At 63.0% G+C, this 15,762-nt stretch carries 16 protein-coding genes; 6 read left to right on the top strand and 10 right to left on the bottom strand.

Annotated elements, in window-relative coordinates; all coding sequences use genetic code 11:
- Window positions 1–43: 43 nt before the first annotated feature.
- Window positions 44–1,240: an FAD-dependent monooxygenase gene (locus KO538_RS16385; protein ID WP_219328982.1), complete on the bottom strand. Its 1,197-nt coding sequence runs from the start codon at window positions 1,238–1,240 to the stop codon at window positions 44–46.
- Window positions 1,241–1,365: 125 nt separating this feature from the next.
- On the opposite strand from KO538_RS16385, the gene KO538_RS16390 reads away from it, so the two are divergent.
- Window positions 1,366–2,166, top strand: coding sequence for a helix-turn-helix domain-containing protein (locus KO538_RS16390; protein WP_219328983.1), 801 nt, complete (start codon window positions 1,366–1,368; stop codon window positions 2,164–2,166).
- Window positions 2,167–2,234: 68 nt separating this feature from the next.
- Window positions 2,235–2,660, top strand: coding sequence for a GNAT family N-acetyltransferase (locus KO538_RS16395; RefSeq protein WP_219328984.1), 426 nt, complete (start codon window positions 2,235–2,237; stop codon window positions 2,658–2,660).
- A 74-nt stretch (window positions 2,661–2,734) separates the two neighbouring features.
- Here KO538_RS16395 and KO538_RS16400 read toward each other — a convergent pair whose 3' ends face one another.
- The 9 genes from KO538_RS16400 to KO538_RS16440 form a co-directional block, all read right to left on the bottom strand.
- Window positions 2,735–3,745, bottom strand: coding sequence for a hypothetical protein (locus tag KO538_RS16400; RefSeq protein ID WP_034756126.1), 1,011 nt, complete (start codon window positions 3,743–3,745; stop codon window positions 2,735–2,737).
- A gap of 160 nt (window positions 3,746–3,905) precedes the next feature.
- Complete coding sequence (locus KO538_RS16405) at window positions 3,906–5,405, bottom strand: sugar ABC transporter ATP-binding protein (protein WP_070302480.1); 1,500 nt, start codon at window positions 5,403–5,405, stop codon at window positions 3,906–3,908.
- A gap of 82 nt (window positions 5,406–5,487) precedes the next feature.
- Entirely contained in the window at window positions 5,488–6,423 is a 936-nt protein-coding gene (locus KO538_RS16410; protein WP_161781521.1) for an ABC transporter substrate-binding protein, read from the bottom strand.
- A 53-nt stretch (window positions 6,424–6,476) separates the two neighbouring features.
- Window positions 6,477–7,427 carry a transaldolase gene (gene tal, locus KO538_RS16415; RefSeq protein ID WP_072453545.1) on the bottom strand — a complete coding sequence of 317 codons (951 nt, stop codon included), beginning with the start codon at window positions 7,425–7,427 and terminating at the stop codon, window positions 6,477–6,479.
- A gap of 2 nt (window positions 7,428–7,429) precedes the next feature.
- Window positions 7,430–8,914: a xylulokinase gene (gene xylB, locus KO538_RS16420; protein WP_219329131.1), complete on the bottom strand. Its 1,485-nt coding sequence runs from the start codon at window positions 8,912–8,914 to the stop codon at window positions 7,430–7,432.
- Between the two features lie 31 nt (window positions 8,915–8,945).
- Window positions 8,946–9,953: a LacI family DNA-binding transcriptional regulator gene (locus tag KO538_RS16425; protein WP_219328985.1), complete on the bottom strand. Its 1,008-nt coding sequence runs from the start codon at window positions 9,951–9,953 to the stop codon at window positions 8,946–8,948.
- A 292-nt stretch (window positions 9,954–10,245) separates the two neighbouring features.
- Window positions 10,246–10,983, bottom strand: a complete 738-nt coding sequence (locus KO538_RS16430) for an NRDE family protein (protein ID WP_034756140.1) — start codon at window positions 10,981–10,983, stop codon at window positions 10,246–10,248.
- Window positions 10,974–11,264, bottom strand: coding sequence for a DUF4936 family protein (locus KO538_RS16435; protein WP_034756144.1), 291 nt, complete (start codon window positions 11,262–11,264; stop codon window positions 10,974–10,976). Before KO538_RS16435 ends, KO538_RS16430 begins: the two co-directional genes overlap by 10 nt.
- A 7-nt stretch (window positions 11,265–11,271) precedes the next feature.
- Window positions 11,272–12,378: a folate-binding protein YgfZ gene (locus KO538_RS16440; protein ID WP_219328986.1), complete on the bottom strand. Its 1,107-nt coding sequence runs from the start codon at window positions 12,376–12,378 to the stop codon at window positions 11,272–11,274.
- Window positions 12,379–12,554: 176 nt separating this feature from the next.
- On the opposite strand from KO538_RS16440, the gene mltG reads away from it, so the two are divergent.
- The 4 genes from mltG to KO538_RS16460 all read left to right on the top strand — a co-directional run bounded on the left by mltG (window position 12,555) and on the right by KO538_RS16460 (window position 15,744).
- Window positions 12,555–13,541, top strand: a complete 987-nt coding sequence (gene mltG / locus KO538_RS16445) for an endolytic transglycosylase MltG (protein ID WP_034756592.1) — start codon at window positions 12,555–12,557, stop codon at window positions 13,539–13,541.
- Between the two features lie 24 nt (window positions 13,542–13,565).
- The gene (gene tmk / locus KO538_RS16450) at window positions 13,566–14,207 is read left to right on the top strand and encodes a dTMP kinase (RefSeq protein ID WP_034756150.1); all 642 of its coding nucleotides are present in this window, start codon (window positions 13,566–13,568) and stop codon (window positions 14,205–14,207) included.
- 15 nt (window positions 14,208–14,222) lie between these two features.
- The gene (locus tag KO538_RS16455) at window positions 14,223–15,251 is read left to right on the top strand and encodes a DNA polymerase III subunit delta' (protein WP_034756153.1); all 1,029 of its coding nucleotides are present in this window, start codon (window positions 14,223–14,225) and stop codon (window positions 15,249–15,251) included.
- A gap of 106 nt (window positions 15,252–15,357) precedes the next feature.
- Window positions 15,358–15,744 carry a VOC family protein gene (locus KO538_RS16460; protein WP_219328987.1) on the top strand — a complete coding sequence of 129 codons (387 nt, stop codon included), beginning with the start codon at window positions 15,358–15,360 and terminating at the stop codon, window positions 15,742–15,744.
- Window positions 15,745–15,762: the final 18 nt, after the last annotated feature.

The following is a 15,762-nucleotide window of genomic DNA, read 5'->3' on the forward strand; positions in this document are numbered from 1 at the left end:
GCCAGTTCCTTGCCCGGCTGCGCCCGGTAGCACAGCAATGCTTTCAATAGATCGGCAGCGTGAAATCCTCGTCGATCCTGCGCGCCCTGGTCTTGGCGTTCGCTTGCAACAGCGACTGGATCAATGCGCTGCCGACGCACCGTTGCAACAGATGCGCGATGGCTATGCCGAGCCGCGTCCGCACGTGCATGAGCCGGATGAGACGAGGGCTGAGCTCCTGCTGCGACCGCTCGGCATACGGGCGCAGGATGCGTTCATATGCCTCGAAAGCCTCGGTGTGGGTCGCACACCTCTTGATTTCCCCCGCCAGCACGTAGGCTCCCACCAGCGCCAGCGCCGTGCCCTTGCCCGTGAATGGCGTCGGGCAATGCGCCGCATCGCCCAGCAAGACCAGCCGGCCTTTTGACCAGGTCGATGCTTGCACCTGGCTCATCGGCCCGAAGTAGAAGTCCTGGACGGTATCCAGCTCGGCGACGATACGATCGGCGACCTTGCCCCGGCCTGCCAGCGCCGCGCGCAACATCTCGCGCCGCGACGGCGCCGTCGGACTCCGTATGCCAGGCTCAGCGGCTGGAAAGGTCATCAGCACGGTAGTTTCCGTCAAGCCACCTGGCCTGAGATTGATCATCGTACCGCCTATGCCGTTGACGGAGCAGGCCCAGAAGTCGTCTTCCGGCCGCCGGGGAATGTTGAAAAACGCCATGTAGGCGCCGAGGTAACGCATGCGCGTTTCAGCGGCCAGCGCCAGGTCTCTGGTCGGCGAGCTCACGCCGTCGGCGCAGATCACCAGCGCGAAGTCCTCTGCCGTGCCATTGGCAAAAGTTGCCCGCACACCATTTTCAATCTCTTCAACGCGGCTGACGGACGTGCCAAAACGGTATTCGCAGGTGCCGCGGGTCGCATCGAACAAAATACGGGCGAAATCGCCGCGCAGGATTTCGAAATCGCAGGTCAGTCCGCCGATACTACCTTTGGGAAAAACAGCCACCACCTTGCCGGCCGCGTCGAGCCACTTCTGTCCGCATTCCAGCGTGTCGCGTGCCTCGACCTGTTCCGTCAAACCCATGCGCTTGATGACCTGCTGCGCGGCGTCCTTCACATCGACGTTCTGCCCGCCGACCCTGAGGGCGCCGGCCTTTTCGACGAGCACCACGGAGTAGCCGTACTTGGTCAGCCACCAGGCACACGCAGGGCCGGCGATGCCGCCGCCGCAGATCAGGATTTTCTTCGTTTGTTCCATATAACAGCTTTCGTGGTTGTGATGTCAGCGCCCATGTTAGGCGCGCCACGTGTTGGTCACAATGAGCCAACAGGCCATGTTATATTGAATTCTTGCCACTGATTCTGACCCTTGAAAGGTGCCCGATGCCTGTTTTCAGCGACGACTCGTCCAGCGACTGGGAAGATCCCGACTGCGTGCCAAGGCCGGTGGTCACGCTTGGCGCCGTTGGCCGCGAGATGGATAGCCGCCAAGAGAAGGATTTCCATCACCATCGAAAAGGCCAATTCCTGCTCTGGATGCGCGGCGTGCTCACCTGCGAGGTGGACGGCGGCTTCTGGCTGGTGCCGCCAGGAAGCGCCATTTGGGTCCCCGGCGGCACACAACATCGAATGGATGGGGCCGGCACGGTCGATTGTTATGTCGTGTATGTCGACCCTGCGGTGGACGACGCCTTGCCGCGGGAGTGCTGCACCTTGTCGACCACGCCGCTGCTGCGTGAATTGGTGATCCGTTCAGCGGCATTGCCGATGCGCTATGAAGAGGGCGGCATGGCGTCACGACTGATGACACTGCTTCTCGACGAAATGGCGCTGGCGCAGCCCGGCCAGGTTCATCTTCCCCTGACGACAGACAAGCGGCTACGCAAACTGGTCGAGTGGATCATGGCGCGTCCGTCCGATCCCGGCAACATCGAATCATGGGCGCAGCGGATGGGCATCAGTGCGCGTACGCTGTCACGCCTCGTGTCCCGGGAAACCGGCATGAGTTTCGGACGCTGGCGCAGGCAACTGCATATCCTGCTCGCCTTGCAATGGATGGCCAGGGGCGCCACGGTCCAGCATGTCGCAGAGGGCTTGGGCTACGAGAACGCGAGCAATTTTGTCGTCATGTTTCGCAAGGTACTCGGTGAAACGCCTGGACGTTACCTGAAATCGAACGCTTGAGCCGCACCGGCTGCCAAGGCGTGGCAGGCCGTGCGACAATGGCGGCCTGTTTCTTTCTACCGTACACCATGACCAAGCACACCATCCGCCTCGGCGACTGGGCCACCCTGGGCCCCGACGCTACCGCCATCCGTTTTGAAGTCTTTGTCGATGAACAGAAAGTGCCGGCCGAGATCGAACTCGACGACATGGATGCCGTCTGCCTGCATGCCGTTGCCTATGACGACTTTGGTGCCGCCATCGGCACGGGCCGGCTATTGCCAGACGGCCACATCGGCCGCATGGCCGTGCGCCAGCCGGGCCGCGGCACGGGCGTGGGCGGCGCCATTTTGACCTTGCTGATGGACAAAGCCCGCGAGCGCGGCGATGCAGCGGTGGTCTTGAATGCGCAAACCGTGGCCGCGCCATTCTATGCGCGCCACGGTTTCGTGCAGCAGGGGGAACAATTTGAAGAGGCGGGGATTGCGCATGTGGAGATGCGCTTGCAGTTTTAAGTGCTGGGGTCAGACCCCCGATAACGTTGGCGCAGAGCTTTGCGTTAGCGGTGTTGAGGGTCTGACCCCGGATTTTAATTTTGCGCGTGCGACTGGCGCCATTTGTCCAGAATCACGGCCAGCACGATCACGACACCTTTGGCCACATACTGCCAGAACGACGACAGTCCCAAAATCGTCAAGCCATTGTTCATCACGCCGATGATCAGGGCGCCGATGACGGTGCCCCAGACGGAGCCCACGCCGCCCATCAGGCTCGTGCCGCCGAGCACGACGGCCGCAATCGCATCAAGCTCATAGCCCGTGCCCCAGTTGCCGTTGGCCGCATACAGACGGCTGGCCGACATGGCGCCGCCCAGGCCGGCGAACAGGCCGCTGATCGTGTAGACAAACATCAGGACGAGGCCAACCTTGATGCCGGTCAAACGTGCCGCCTGGATATTTCCGCCGACAGCGTAGATATGCAGGCCCAGTGTCGTTTTGCGCAGGATGAACCAGGTCAGCAGCACCACGGCCGCGGCCAGCCAGATCAGCCAGGGCACGGCCAGGAAGCTGCCGTTGCCCATCCATTCGAAGCTAGGGATTTCCGTGTTCAGCACGCTGGTGCCGTCCGCCAGCAGGTAGGCGGCGCCGCGCAGGGCCGTCATGGTGCCCAAAGTCACGACAAACGGGTTCAGGCCGACGAGAGCGACCAGCACGCCATTGAGCGCGCCCAGCAGCAGACCGACGATGAGGAAGGTGGGAATCGAAAAGCCGGCGAACTGGGCCGACAGCGACATCAGCATGCCTGCCACGGCCGAGACGGCCAGCACGGAACCGACGGACAGATCGATGCCGCTGGTCAGAATGACGAAAGTCATGCCGGACGCCAGCACGATGTTGATCGATACCTGGCGGAAGATGTTCATGGTGTTATTGCTGGTCATGAACGTCGACGTGCCATCGGCCGAGAAATACACGGTCAGGCCATACATGGCCAGGTAGAGCACCACCAGCACAGGCAGCATGCCCAGGCGGCGCATCAGGTTCGAGGCATTGAAGGGTTCGCCGGCGCGCGCGGCGCCGCTGGTGGTACTCGTTGTCATGGTTTATCTCCTGAATGATTATGCTAATACTATTCTTGGAACGCCTAACAAAACCGTAGCGAGCGGAAGCGAGTTGTGGTTGAGAAGCGGAACTGTGCGAATGCACAGTGAGCATCGGAAACCGCGACCCGCGACGCGCAGTAGGTTTTGTTGTGCGTTCTTATGCCGCTTCCAGATGGGTGGCATAAGCAAGGATGTTTTCCTGCGTGATATCGTCGCCCGTGACTTCGCCCGTCATGCGTCCTTCGCACATCACCATCACGCGGTCGCAAATGCCGACCAGCTCGGCCAGTTCGCTGGAAATGCACAGCACGGCCGTGCCCGCATCCGCCAGCTGGTGGATGATCTTGTAGATTTCGCTCTTCGCGCCCACGTCCACGCCGCGCGTCGGTTCGTCGAGGATGAGCACTTTCGGGGCGATGGCCAGCCAGCGCGCCAGCAAGACTTTCTGCTGGTTGCCGCCGGACAGGCCGCCCACGATGCCGTCCGGTCCCGACACTTTCACGTTGAGGTTGGCTATCGCCTCGCGCGTCAGCTGGGTCAGGGCGCCACGGTTGACGACGCCCGCCGTCGCATGCTTGGACAGGATATTCATCGACATGTTTTCCATGGCCGACAATTGCATGAACAGGCCCAGGCTCTTGCGGTCCTCGGGCAGGTAGCCGATGCCGTGGCGGATGGCTGCCAGCGGCCGGTGGATGTGCACTTCCTGGCCATCGAGCCATACTTGCCCCGTTTGTTTCTTGTCCGCGCCAAAGATCAGGCGCGCCAGTTCCGTGCGGCCCGCGCCGACGAGGCCGGCAAGACCCGTCACTTCGCCCGCATGCAGGGTGAACGAGGCAGGCTTGACCTTGCCGCCGCCCACGTTTTCCACGCGCAAGCGTTCGGCGCCGCGCGTGGTGCGCCGCTGGTGCGAATAAAAGTCGTCGGCGGGGCGGCCCACCATCATTTGCACGACTTTCTTTTGATCGAGTTCATCCTTGCCCAGCTCGCCCACATAGGCGCCGTCGCGCAGCACCGTGATGCGGCGCGCCAGGCGCTCCACCTCGGCCATGCGGTGGCTGATGTACAGCACGGCCAGGCCCTTGTCGCGCTGCTCTTCGATGATGCGGAATAATTGTTCTGTTTCCCGGTCGGACAGGGCGGCAGTAGGCTCGTCCATGATCAGGATGCGGCTTTCGTGTACGAGGGCGCGGGCGATTTCCACCTGCTGCTGCTCGGCGATCGACAGCGTCGAGACCATGGTGTCGGCATCGAAACGGGAACCGAGGTCGGCCAGGATGGCGTTCGTGCGCGCGCGCATTTCGCCGGCCTTGACGGTAAAGAACGGTCCCTTCGGCTCGCTGCCCATGAAGACGTTCTGCGCCACCGTCATGTTCTTGGCCACGCTCAGTTCCTGGTAGATCAGGTTGATGCCCAGCGCGCGTGCCTCGCCCGGGTTGCGGATGCGGATCGGCTTGCCGTCGAGAATGATCTCGCCCGCGTCCGGCGTGTACACGCCCGATAAAATCTTCATCAAGGTGCTCTTACCGGCGCCATTTTCGCCCATCACGGCATGGATTTCGCCGCTGCGCACCGTCAGGTGCACGCCGCGCAGCGCGCGCGTGGCGCCAAAGCGCTTCTCGATGCCGCGCATTTCAAAAATAATATTGTCGCTCATGACTGTCCTTCCTTGCTTTTGAAACTGTTGCCCGCCCTTGGCCCGGGGCCGGGCGGGCAACACGTGGTTCAGGTCAGGCAGATCAGTTCTTTACCCAGCCCGTGTAGGTGGCGACGTTTTCCTTGGTGATGGCCGGGGTCGGCAACAGCACCATCGTTTGTTTCGGCGTGCGGCCGTTCATGATGTCGTAGCCCATTTGCACGGCGTCGGTGGCCATGCGGTACGGGTTTTGCGCCGAAGTGGCGGCAAACAGGCCAGCCTTGTTTTTCAGGGCGTTCTGGCCATCGGGCGCGCCATCGACGGCCGTGATCAGTTTGACGTCCGTGCGCTTCGCTTGCTTGATCGCCAGTTCGGCGCCGATGCCGGTAGGATCGTTGATGGCGAACACGCCGTCGATCTTCGGATAGGCCGTCAGCAGGTTCGACATCACGGTCATGCCGCCGTCGCGGCTGCCGCCCGCGTTCTGGTTGTCGGACAGGATCTTGATATCCTTGAACGCGGCCAGGGTTTTTTTGCAGCCGTTGACGCGGTCGATCACGGACGTGACCGGCGGGCCGTTGAGGATCACGACATTGCCCTTGCCGCCGATCTGCTTGGCCAGGTAGGCGCACGACACGTCGCCAGCCATGGTGTTGTCGGACATCACGGTGGCCGACGCGCCCACGGCACCCACGTCGACGGCGATCACGACCACGCCCGCATTGCGCGCTTTCTTGATGGCCGGGGCGATGCCCTTGGAATCGACGGCATTCAGGATGATGATGTCGGTCTTGTTGGCAATAAAGTTTTCAATCTGGTCCACCTGGGTGTTCAGGTCATACTTGCTGGACACTGTGGTGACTTTCACGCCAGGGCCGCCCAGTTTTTTCGCGCTTTCTTCCGCGCCGCGGCCGATGGCGACAAAAAACGGGTTGGCCAGGTCGCCCACGCTCACGCCGATGGATTTCAGCGGTTTGTCAGCGGCGAAAGCGCCACAGGCGGCGGACAGCAACAGGGAGGCGGTAATGACTTTTTTCATGAGGATCTCCAAGGGTTTTTATTGTGAAAAACAAACGGTGCTACGGGTGAAACTTATTGATTGCGTAATTTCTCGATCATGGCGTCCAGCTTGCCCGCGTCGACGGCAAAGCCGCGGATGCCTTCAGCCAGCTTTTCGGTCGCCATCGCGTCGTCGTTCAAGGCGTAGCGGAAAGACGCCTCGTCATACGTGACGGCCGGCTGCGCGGCGCCCAGGTCGGCGCCCAGGGCGCGCTCGAATGGCACGTCGGATGCTTCGAGTTTCGCCAGCAAGTCCGGGCTGATGGTCAGCAAGTCGCAGCCGGACAGGGCCGTGATCTGCCCCACGTTGCGGAAGCTGGCGCCCATCACTTGTGTGGCGATGCCATGTTGTTTGTAGTAATTGAAGATGCGCGTGACCGACTGTACACCCGGATCGTTGGACAGGCTGCGCGCCACTTCGTCCCATGCCGCGCCCATCGATTTCTTGTGCCAGTCGTAGATGCGGCCCACGAATGGCGAAATCAGGCGCACTTTCGCGTCGGCGCAGGCGACGGCCTGGCAAAACGCGAACAGCAGGGTCAGATTGCAAAAGATGCCGTCTTTTTCCAGCTCGCGCGCCGCCTGGATGCCTTCCCAGGTGGCGGCGACCTTGATCAGCACGCGCTCGCGGCTGATGCCAGCCGCTTCATACAGGGCGATCAGGCGGCGCCCGCGGGCCACGGTGGCTTCGCGGTCAAAGCTCAAACGGGCATCGACTTCCGTCGACACGCGGCCCGGCACCACTTTCAGGATTTCCAGGCCGAAGCGCACCAGCACCTGGTCGACGATATCGTCGAGCGACGCATGCTTGTGCGCAGCGACCGTGCTTTCCAGCAAAGGCGCGTAATCGGGCTGCAGCACGGCTTTTAAAATCAGCGACGGGTTGGTGGTCGCGTCCTGCGGCGCGAAGCGCGCCAGTTGCAAAAAGTCGCCCGTGTCGGCGACGACGGTGCTGTACTGTTTTAGTTGTTGCAGCTGATTCATTACTATTCCTTATCACTGAGTTGGTGCAAGGCTTGCACGGCGGGAAACAAGCTACGGTAGCGGCCGTAACGGATGCTCAAGGCTGCGCTGTGCGCGGCATCGGGCAGGAAAGTGTTTTTGATGGGTAAGCTGGTGGCCAGCAACTGGCGCTGGCCGATGGCGGCAAAGCCCAGCTTGGCCGCGCCCAGGCTGGCCGACAGTTCGCTGTTGTGCAGGGTGCGCATCTCGCGGCCCAGCACATTGGCCAGCAATTGCGCCCAGTACTGGCTGCGCGCGCCGCCGCCCACCAGCATGCAGTGGGGAACGACGGCGCCCGTCGACGTGACGGCCGCCATGGCGTCGCGCAAGGCAAAGGCCACGCCTTCGAGCACGGCATAGCCGAGCTGCGCCGGCGTGCTGTCGTGGCCCAGCTGCAGGAAGGCGCCGCGCACTTGCGGGTCGTTATGCGGCGTGCGCTCGCCCGACAGGTAGGGCAGGAACAAGGGCGCGGACGGCGCGATGGGAGCGTCGAGCGGCAAGCCCGTTTCCACGAGCGCCAGCAGGGCTGCCTCGTCGGGCTGGCCCAGCACGCCGGTCGCCCAGCGCAGGCAGCTGGCGCCCGACAGGATCGCGCCCATCGCATACCAGCGGCCGGGCAGGGCGTGGCAAAAGCTGTGCACGCCGCCGGCCGGGTTGCCCAAAGGCGCCTCCGTGATGGAGACGATGGCGGCGCTGGTACCCAGCGAAATGAAACTGTCGCCGCCATTGACGGCGCCGATGCCCACGGCCGAGACGGGGTTGTCGCCGCCGCCGGCTGCCACCACCACGTCCGATGGCAAGCCCAGCTTGTCCGCAACGGCGGCCAGCACCGTGCCCGTGGCGGCGTCGCCCTCGGCCAAGGCCGGCATCTGTTCCGGTGCCAGGCCGCAGGCGGCCAGCATGGGGGCGAACCAGGCGCGCTTGGCCTCGTCCAGCCACAGGGTACCGGCCGCGTCGGACATGTCGGTGACCTTGTTACCCGTCAATTGCAGGCGCAGATAATCCTTGGGCGACAGCAGGCAGGCGATGGCATTGAAAGCGTCAGGCTCGTGCGTTTGCAGCCACCGCAGTTTCGGCGCCGTCAGGCCTGCCATGGGCAGGCTGCCCGTCACGTCCGCATAGGCGGGATAGTCGCGCGCCAGGGCAGCCGCTTCGGCTTCGGCACGCGCATCGTTCCACAGGATGGCCGGGCGGATCACAGCATCGTTGGCATCGAGCAGCACGGCGCCATGCATCTGGCCCGACAGGCCGATGCAGGCGATGCGCGCGTATTCCTGCGGCCAGCCGGCGCGCAGCTGGCCCAGCGCGTTGACGCAGGCGGCCCACCAGTCCTGCGGCGCTTGTTCGGACCAGCCCGGCTGCGGGCGGCTGGTATCGATGCGCACGGAAGCCTGGCCGCATACCGTGCCCATGCTGTCCATCAGCACGGTTTTCAGTTCGGAAGTACCGAGATCGATACCGAGGGAAATCGCTGGATGCATATTGGTCTGCTGTAAAAGGTCAGGGGCAGCCGCAGGAATTGCGCACGCGCAGGGTCGGCGACAAGCGCTGCACGTGCCGGGCGCGGCCCGGATTGGCGATACGGTCGATCAACAGGTCGACGGCCATGGCGCCCAGCTCTTCGAGCGGCTGCGCCATCACCGTCAGACGGGGGCTGAAGTAATCGGCCCAGTCGAAATCATCGAAGCCTGCCAGGGACACGTCTTGCGGTACCGCAATGTGCGCGTCGCGCAAGGCGTGCATGGTGCCGATGGTCATCAGGTTATTGCCGGCAACGATGGCCGTGGGACGCTGTCCGGCGGGCAGGGCCAGCAATTCGCGCGTGGCCGCGCCGCTGCGCTCGAGGTTGGAGTCGCCCGAGCGCAACAGTGCGGGGTCAAAGGCGATATTGGCGCGCTGCAAGGCCAGGCGGTAGCCTTCGATACGCTCGTCCGTCGTGGACAGGCCGGGCGCGCCCGCGATGAAGCCGATGCGGCGGTGGCCGTGGACGGTGATCAGGTGGCCGACCAGTTCGGCCGTCGCCTCGATATTTTCCACGCCCACCTGGTCGAACGGCTGCGCCGACATGCGGTCGACCAGCACGGAAGCGATCTTGTTGCTGGTCAAATAGTCGAGCGTGCGGTGGTGCGTGTCGCCCGACGGCGCCAGCACGATGCCGTCGACCCGGCGCTGGTGCAAGTTCTGCACCACCTTGAGTTCCTGCTCGGGATCGTCATGCGTATCGGAAAACAGCATCATCAGGCCGTGGCGCGTGCAGGCCGCCTCGATGGCGCGCACGGTTTCGCTGAAGTAATGATTGGTGAAGGCGGAAATGGCCACGCCGATGGTGCCAGAAGAGGAACCGGCGAGGGCGCGCGCCAGCATGTTCGGCACATAGCCGATCTGCTGCATGGCCGCGTTGACGGCGGCGACGGTTTTCGGGCTGACCTTGCGGGTGCCGTTCAGTACGTGCGAGACGGTCGACAGCGATACGTCCGCCGCCCGCGCTACATCTTCCATGGTGGCCATGGTGTCTCCTGATGGTTTTATTATTATTGTGTGCTGCGATTGAGTACGGCTGTGTCGCCGCGTTTGAATCTATCGTAAACAAAAGAAAGCGCTTGCGCAAGCGCTTTCTTTTTTGTGCGTGCGGATGGCTAGAGGTTTTTTGATGCGAGTTGGGACGCGAGCGTAGGTCGGATTAGCGCGCCGCAGGGGCGCGTAATCCGACGTTGGGGACGGCGGTGATGCCGGTTGAGTGTGGTGGTGTTGTCGGGTTACGCGCTTGCGCGCTAACCCGACCTACCCCGACCTACCGGACCTACTGAATCACCAGCTCATGCAGTTCGCCGGGAGAGTCCGGGAACAGTTTCACGACGGTGGACGTGCGCGTGCCGTAGCCCGGTGTTTCGATGCAGACGGCGGACAGCACGCGCTCGAGGTCGAGCGGCACGCCCGTGTCCGGCAAGCGGAAGTCCGGGGCGCGCGTGGTGTCGGCCAGCATGTCGAAATACGCTTCGTCGGGCGCGCCCTGGCACAGCAGGCTGGCGAACTGGGCCTTGGTCTTCAGGACCTTCGGCCACGGCGCGTCGAGTAGGGCGTTCGACAGGCCGTAGATGCCAGGTTCCAAAGGCTGGCCATTGCGCGCATCGCCATCACCGCGGTTGGAAAACCAGATCAGAGTATCGGCGTCACCGAGCACCAGATTGAAACCGTTGTAGGCACCGCTGCCGGGGCGGATTTGCGCGATGTAGTCTTGCGGCGACATATTGCCGGCCAAATAGTCGGCCACCAGGGCGCCGCGCGAGGGGGCGTCCGGGTTGCGGTCTTGCGGGCTGCGGATATTCGTGATGGCGGCAAAACGCGAGCTTCCGCCGCCGGCCTGGGTGATGCCCATCCAGCTGCCGCCCGCCTGCAGGTCGCGGCCCGCATACACTTGCGGGTGTTCGGGCCAAGCGCCGGCGGGGGCGCTGGCGCGTTCATAGAATTCGTCGCGGTTGGCGGCGGCAATCAGCGGGATGTGCGGATTGACTTTCCAGGCAAAAACGATCAGGCACATGGAGGCAAATCCATGAACACTTCCGTATGGCGCGCGCCAGCCGTCAACGACAGCAAGCCCGCTTCGTCGGATGCGCCGGCCAGCAGCTCCGTAAAACCTTCACCGACAACAGGGTAGATTTCCATCCACGTCTGCAAGCCATCCTTGCTGTCAGGACGGCGCTTCAGCTGCGGCGCCACGCCGGACGCGGCCGCCAGTTTCGCCTGCATGGCGCGGACCCGGGCTTCCAGCGCCTGGGCGTGCTCTTCTTTTACCTGATAGTAAACGTACAGATCTTTCATGGCATTCTCACAAGTCGAGTGCGTCGAGCACGTAAGGCATGGGCAGGAATTGCACGGCAGCGCCCTGGGCCGAGCCGTAGCGCACGGCGCCGACGGCGCTTGAACCTTCTTCGATCGCCCCCAGCTTCATTTCAACGAGGGCATCGATGCCGCCCACGCCGTTCGGCGCCGCGTTGACGACCATGCCGCACGGTTGCTCGGGGTCGCTGACGGCGAACAGTTCGCCGCCGGCCACTACCGAGGGATCGGCGATGCTGACGAGGGTGGTGCGACGTTTGAGCTTGCCCAGGTACTGGCTGCGCGCGACGATTTCCTGGCCCGGGTAGCAGCCTTTCTTGAAATTGACGCCGCCCAGCAGCTCGAAATTGACCATCTGCGGCACGAACTGCTCTTGCGTGGCGGCCGTGATCTGCGGGATGCCCGCATGGATCTCGGACAATTGCCAGGCGTCATTGCCGCCCTTGGCGAGAGTTTCGGCCAGCTGCGGCCACACGTCCTGCGCCGTGGCGGCCGACGTCAGCCATTCATAGCGGGCGCTGCCGAACGCATCGGCCACGCGCAGCAGGGTGCCCAGCGCGTGCTCGACCTTGCTGAACGGCGTGGCGGGCAGCGTGGGGAACCAGGCGGACAGGGCCGCGCTGGCTTGCTTGCCGCCGAGGCCCAGGATGACTTGATTGGCATCATCGGCGGACGCATCGTGCAGCTTGGCCTTGGCGCGCAGCACGAACATCTGCAGCCGCTTCTGGATGGCCGGCTGTATGGCGCGCGGCAATTGCAGATAAATGGTGGTGGCGTTGCGCCACATCAGGAAACTGGCCAGCAAGCGGCCTTTCGGCGTGCAGTAGCCGGCCAGGCGCACTTGCTCCTGGTTCAGGTGTTCCACGTCGTTGGTCAGCTGGCCGTGCAGGAAACTGGCTGCATCGTCGCCGTTCAAGCCGATCAAGCCCTGGTCCGTGATGGCCGCGACAAAACCTTCTTGCAGCTGGGCCACCGTCAGGGACTGGCCGAAATCGGCGACAGGGGAGTTTGCGGTGCCGTCAGGCGCGCCATCGGTGGCAACGGGGCGGGCGCCTTGAGCGGTTAAAAATTGATTCCAGTTATTCATAATTTCCATTAGATCAGCGATTAAGCATTATCATTACGGGTTCATTATAGTGATGTCGCGCAAATTGCGTCGGCAGCGGCAAGATTGCCAGTGTTGGCGCCGCTTTGCGCGCACTTGCTTCACAAATGAACGATCATAACAAGCGCGCGCTGCCTGCCAGCGGGCGCATCACAAGAATCGGAACAATGGCTTTCTTTAAAAAACTTGTAGTCAGTTCAGTCATCGCCGCCATCGGCGTCGGCGGTACTTTTGTGTATTGGGCGCAGCAGCCCATCACCACGGACGGCGAAGCGATCCCGTTTACGATCAGCCCGGGCAGCGGCGCGCATGCGGCCGGCCAGCAGATCGCGGACGCGGGCGTGCCCATCGTGCCCATCCTGTTCAACATGCTGGCGCGCATCGAAGGCAAGACCTCGAAGATCAAGGCCGGTTCCTACGAATTGAAACCGGGCACCACGCCGCAGCGTCTGATCACGCAGCTGGCACGCGGCGAGTTCGCGCAAGAGTCGCTGACCATCATCGAAGGCTGGACGTTCAAGCAGATGCGCCTGGCGATGGCGAATCACCCGGGACTCAAGCACGATACCGTGGGCCTGTCCGACAAGGAACTGATGGCGAAGATCAGCCCTGAATATGTGCTGCCGGAAGGTCTGTTCTTCCCGGACACGTATCTGTTCGCCAAGGGCGCCAGCGAAATGCAGATTTTCAGGCAGGCGCACACGGCCATGATCGGCCGCCTGTCCGAAGCGTGGGACAAGCGCGATCCGGCCTTGCCATATAAAAACCCGTACGAAGCGCTGATCATGGCTTCCATCGTGGAAAAGGAAACGGGACAAAAGTCCGAGCGCGCCATGATCGCCGGCGTGTTCGTCAACCGCCTGAAGACGGGCATGCTGCTGCAGACGGACCCGACCGTGATCTATGGCATGGGCGACAATTACCAGGGCAAGATCCGCAAACGCGACCTGGAAGCGGACACCCCGTACAATACCTACACGCGCGGCGGCTTGCCGCCCACGCCGATCGCCCTGGCCGGTGCGCAATCGCTGACGGCGGCGCTGGCGCCGGCCCGCACGCAGGCGCTGTATTTCGTCGCGCGCGGCGACGGCACCAGCCAGTTCTCGGCCAACTTGCCCGACCATAACCGCGCCGTGAACCAGTATCAGCGTTAATATCATCACAAGATTAAGAGTTTCATGACACAACACTATCAACCCCGCTTCATCACCTTCGAAGGCATCGATGGCGCGGGCAAGTCGACGCATATCGGCTTTGTCACCGACTACCTGCGGCAAAGGGGCGTGAGCCTCGTCTCGTCGCGCGAACCGGGCGGCACCAGCCTGGGCGAAAAGCTGCGCGAACTGCTGCTGCATGAAAAAATGCATCTGGAAACGGAAGCCTTGCTGATGTTCGCCAGCCGCCGCGAACACATCGCCCAAGTCATCGCACCCGCCCTGGAACGGGGCGAGTGGGTCATTTCCGACCGCTTTAGCGATGCCAGCTTCGCCTACCAGGGCGGCGGCCGCGGCATGGATCTGGGCAAGATGGAAGCGCTGGAAGCATGGGTGCACCCGCACTTGCAGCCGGACCTGACGTTTTTGTTCGACGTGCCGCTGGCCGTGGCCCGCGCCCGCCTGGACGCCACGCGCGCGCTCGACAAGTTCGAGCAGGAGCGATCGGACTTCTTTGCCGCCACGCGCAACGAGTACCTGCGCCGCGCGGCCCAGTTCCCGGAACGCTTCCGCATCATCGACTCCACGCAAAGCATTGCCGACATCCAAGTGCAACTTGCGCAATTACTTGATATTTTGCTCGAACAAAGCGTCGCAACACACTGATTTACAAAGAATAAAATGACCAGTTCTCTCTATCCGTGGCAACAGGACGCCTGGCAGCAATTGCAAGCCTTGCGCCCGCGCATGCCGCACGCCATTTTGTTCCATGGCGCGCAGGGCATCGGCAAGGCCGACTTCATCGAGCATTTTGCGCAAGCGCTGCTGTGCGAAGACGTGCGCGCCGACGGCCATGCCTGCGGCGCTTGCGCCTCGTGCGGCTGGTTTAGCCAGGGCAACCATCCCGATTACCGCCGGGTCCGTCCGGAAGCGCTGGAAGACGAGGTGGCCGACGACGGCGAAGAGGGCGAAGGCGCGAAGAAAAGCGCCAAGACCAAGACGCCGTCGAAAGACATCAAGATCGAGCAGATCCGCAACCTGGCCGATTTCATGAACATCTCCACGCACCGCCAGGGCTTGCGCGTGGTGGTGCTGTACCCGGCCGAGGCGCTGAACACGCCCGCGTCGAACGCCTTGCTGAAGACGCTGGAAGAGCCGCCGCCGGGCACCTTGTTCCTGCTGTCCTCGAACAGCCTGGACCGCTTGCTGCCGACGATTCTGTCGCGCTGCAGGAAATTCGCCTTGCCCATGCCCAGCCACGAGCAGGCCTTGACGTGGCTCAAGCAGCAAGGCTTGAACGATGCGGACAGCTGGCTGCGCGAGCAGGGCGGCGCACCGCTGGCCGCGCTGGCCCAGTCCGAGTCGGGCGGCCGCGAAGAGACGGAACAGTTGCTGCAAGTGCTGGCCAATCCCGGCGTCGAAGCGGCCCTGAAGGCTGCCGACAAATTGCAGAAGGCGCCGCTGGCGCCGCTGGTGGCATCGCTCCAGCGCTGGCTGTACGATGTGTTTTCCGTCAAATTGTCGGGCACCATCCGCTACTACCCGCGCCACCGGCGCGAACTGGAAGCGCTGGCAGGACGCATCAACGTCAGCCGTCTGATGGCCGCCATCAAGGCGGCGAACGAGCGCCGGGCGATTGCCGAGCACCCCTTGTCGCCCAAGCTGTTCCTTGAAGATATGCTGCTCGATTACGCTTCCAGTTGCCAATAAAATCAAGCGCTTGCGTTGCTGATTTAATGTAACTTCTCTTTGTGGCGTTTGCCACGCTTGGCCCCTGGTGTTACAGTCAAGGCACTGGACAGCAATGGAGGCGTGCATGAAACGAGTCACTGGCATCGGCGGCATCTTTTTCCAGGCGCAAGACCCAGCCGCGCTGCGCGCCTGGTACCAGCGCCACCTGGGCCTGGACGTGCAGCCCTGGGGCGGCGCCGCCTTTAGCTGGACGCATGCGGACGGCCAGCCCACGGCGGGTACCACCATCTGGTCGGTGGCGGCCAGGGACAGCGAGCAATTCCTGCCTGGCAAGGCTTCCTTCATGATCAATTACCGGGTCGACGACCTCGATGCGCTGCTGCAAGCCTTGCGCGACGAAGGCTGCACGGTGCTGGACAAGGCGCCCGATTCGGAATACGGCCAGTTCGGCTGGGTCATCGATCCCGAGGGCAACAAGGTGGAGCTGTGGCAGCCGCCACAGGGGCAGTAGGCGGAACCTGCCTCGTTC

It is taken from the genome of Janthinobacterium sp. NKUCC08_JDC, from assembly GCF_019345575.1.
Lineage (GTDB): Bacteria > Pseudomonadota > Gammaproteobacteria > Burkholderiales > Burkholderiaceae_D > Janthinobacterium > Janthinobacterium aestuarii.

Bases quoted from the DNA above. Each gene is read 5' to 3' on its own strand.
- KO538_RS16400 (WP_034756126.1), bottom strand. From the start codon at position 3,745: ATGACAACGAGTACCACCAGCGGCGCCGCGCGCGCCGGCGAACCCTTC.
- KO538_RS16395 (WP_219328984.1), top strand. From the start codon at position 2,235: ATGACCAAGCACACCATCCGCCTCGGCGACTGGGCCACCCTGGGCCCC.
- KO538_RS16455 (WP_034756153.1), top strand. From the start codon at position 14,223: ATGACCAGTTCTCTCTATCCGTGGCAACAGGACGCCTGGCAGCAATTG.
- KO538_RS16435 (WP_034756144.1), bottom strand. From the start codon at position 11,264: ATGAAAGATCTGTACGTTTACTATCAGGTAAAAGAAGAGCACGCCCAG.
- tmk (WP_034756150.1), top strand. From the start codon at position 13,566: ATGACACAACACTATCAACCCCGCTTCATCACCTTCGAAGGCATCGAT.
- mltG (WP_034756592.1), top strand. From the start codon at position 12,555: ATGGCTTTCTTTAAAAAACTTGTAGTCAGTTCAGTCATCGCCGCCATC.
- KO538_RS16430 (WP_034756140.1), bottom strand. From the start codon at position 10,983: ATGTGCCTGATCGTTTTTGCCTGGAAAGTCAATCCGCACATCCCGCTG.
- KO538_RS16460 (WP_219328987.1), top strand. From the start codon at position 15,358: ATGAAACGAGTCACTGGCATCGGCGGCATCTTTTTCCAGGCGCAAGAC.
- KO538_RS16405 (WP_070302480.1), bottom strand. From the start codon at position 5,405: ATGAGCGACAATATTATTTTTGAAATGCGCGGCATCGAGAAGCGCTTT.
- KO538_RS16385 (WP_219328982.1), bottom strand. From the start codon at position 1,240: ATGGAACAAACGAAGAAAATCCTGATCTGCGGCGGCGGCATCGCCGGC.
- KO538_RS16425 (WP_219328985.1), bottom strand. From the start codon at position 9,953: ATGGCCACCATGGAAGATGTAGCGCGGGCGGCGGACGTATCGCTGTCG.
- KO538_RS16440 (WP_219328986.1), bottom strand. From the start codon at position 12,378: ATGGAAATTATGAATAACTGGAATCAATTTTTAACCGCTCAAGGCGCC.
- KO538_RS16390 (WP_219328983.1), top strand. From the start codon at position 1,366: ATGCCTGTTTTCAGCGACGACTCGTCCAGCGACTGGGAAGATCCCGAC.
- KO538_RS16410 (WP_161781521.1), bottom strand. From the start codon at position 6,423: ATGAAAAAAGTCATTACCGCCTCCCTGTTGCTGTCCGCCGCCTGTGGC.
- tal (WP_072453545.1), bottom strand. From the start codon at position 7,427: ATGAATCAGCTGCAACAACTAAAACAGTACAGCACCGTCGTCGCCGAC.